Source organism: Nocardioides sp. (assembly GCF_031422975.1).
In the GTDB taxonomy this organism is placed as follows: domain Bacteria; phylum Actinomycetota; class Actinomycetes; order Propionibacteriales; family Nocardioidaceae; genus Nocardioides.
On record NZ_JANPEO010000393.1, the window covers coordinates 1 to 1,864 of the forward strand.

The following is a 1,864-nucleotide window of genomic DNA, read 5'->3' on the forward strand; positions in this document are numbered from 1 at the left end:
CACGGACCCGGAGGGTGCCGGTGGTGTTGACGGTGGCGCCGATGACCGGGTCGCCCGGTGACTTGTGCACCGGGAGGCTCTCGCCGGTGACCAGTGCCTCGTCGACGTCGGAGTCGCCTTCCTCGACCACGCCGTCGGTGGCGATCTTGGCGCCGGGGCGGACCAGGAGGAGGTCACCGACGACAACATCGGCAGTGGAGATCTCGACCGGTTCGGAGTCGCGAATGACGAGGGCCTGGGGCGGCGCCAGATCCAGGAGGGTTCGGATGGCGTCGTTGGCGCCGCCGCGGGCGCGCATCTCGAACCAGTGCCCGAGCAGCACGAACGCGGTCAGCACGGTGGCCGCCTCGTAGAACACCTCGCCGCCACCGGTCAGGGTGACGCCGAGCGAGTACAACCAGCCTGCTCCGACGGCGACCGCGACGAGCACCATCATGTCGAGCGTCCGGGCGCGCAGGGCCCGCCAGGCTCCGTCGAAGAAGATCCCGGCGGAGTAGAAGACGACCGGCAGTGACAGCACCAGGCTGAACACGTCGTCGCGCAGGCCGAACGGCGCTGCGGTGTCGAAGCCGAACACCTCCCGCCCGATCGGGGACCAGAGCAGGATGGGGACCGAGAGCAGCACGGCCACGAGGAACCGGTTGCGCATGTCGCGAACCATGTCGGCCATCGACATGGACCCGTGCCCGCCGTGGCCCATCGCGTCGTGCGGCGAGCTCACCGGGGACGCGGTCGCCGCGGGGTGCCCGCCGTGCGGTTCATGGGTGAGGTGGTCGCCGTGTCCGGTCGGTGGCCGCGGCTCGGTCATCGGATCGCACACGTGGTGCGGGACCGACTGGCCGGTGCAGTGGAAGCCGCACTCGCGCACCCAGTCCCGCAGCTCGGTCAGGCTGGTGCGGTTGCGGTCGTAGGTCACGGTTGCGGTCTGCGAGACGGGATTGGCGTCGACGGAGAGGACCCCCGGCCGCCGGGACAGGACGGCTTCGGCCACGTTCTTGCTGGTGGCCCACTGCACTCCTGAGACCTCCAGGATCGCGGTCGCGGTGTCGTTGCCGCCTTCGTTCCTGGGGTCGCGGTGGCCGTCGGCATGTGCGTGCGTGGTCATCGATCTGCCTTCCTGGACGGAGCAGCGGTCGCCGCGCGGTCGTGCCCTGCGCCCGGATGAGCTGTGGGGGTGACGGAGACGGCCCGGAAGCGGCGCAGTCGCAGGCTGTTGGACACCACGAACACCGAGGAGAACGCCATCGCGGCGCCGGCGATGAGTGGGTTGAGCAGGCCCAGCGCGGCGAGAGGAAGGGCGGCGACGTTGTAGGCGAAGGCCCAGAACAGGTTGCCCTGGATGGTGCGGAGAGTCCGCCGGGAGAGCCGGATGGCGTCGACGGCCGCGCGGAGGTCCCCGCGCACCAGGGTCAGGTCAGAAGCCTCGATGGCGACATCGGTGCCGGTGCCCATGGCGATGCCGAGGTCGGAGGTCGCCAGCGCGGCGGCGTCGTTGACGCCGTCGCCGACCATCGCCACGGTGCGACCCTCGCGCTGGAGCCGTTGGACGACGGCGACCTTCTCGGCCGGGAGGACTTCGGCGATCACCTCGTCGATGCCGACCTCGGCGGCGACGGCACGAGCGGCGCGTTCGTTGTCACCGGTGAGCAGCACCGGGCGCAACCCGAGCTGCTTGAGCTCGGCGACGGCCTGGGCACTGGTCGGTTTGATGGTGTCGGAGACGACCAGGACACCGCGGGCGGCGCCGTCCCAGCCGGCGGCGATCACGGTGCGACCCTGTTGCTCCGCGACCTGGACAGCCTCGATCAGGCGTGCATCCAGCGGCTGGCTCCACTGGGTGGCGAGCCAGCCTGACCGTCCGGCC

The 1,864-nt window shown here is 70.9% G+C and carries 2 protein-coding genes; both read right to left on the reverse strand.

Features of this window, described 5'->3' with window-relative positions; genetic code table 11:
• The coding region (locus RMO85_RS11875) for a heavy metal translocating P-type ATPase (RefSeq protein WP_310528934.1) at positions 1-1,105 on the reverse strand (1,105 nt) is incomplete at its 3' end.
• The coding region (locus RMO85_RS11880) for an HAD-IC family P-type ATPase (protein WP_310528935.1) at positions 1,102-1,864 on the reverse strand (763 nt) is incomplete at its 5' end. The genes RMO85_RS11875 and RMO85_RS11880, both read right to left, overlap by 4 nt.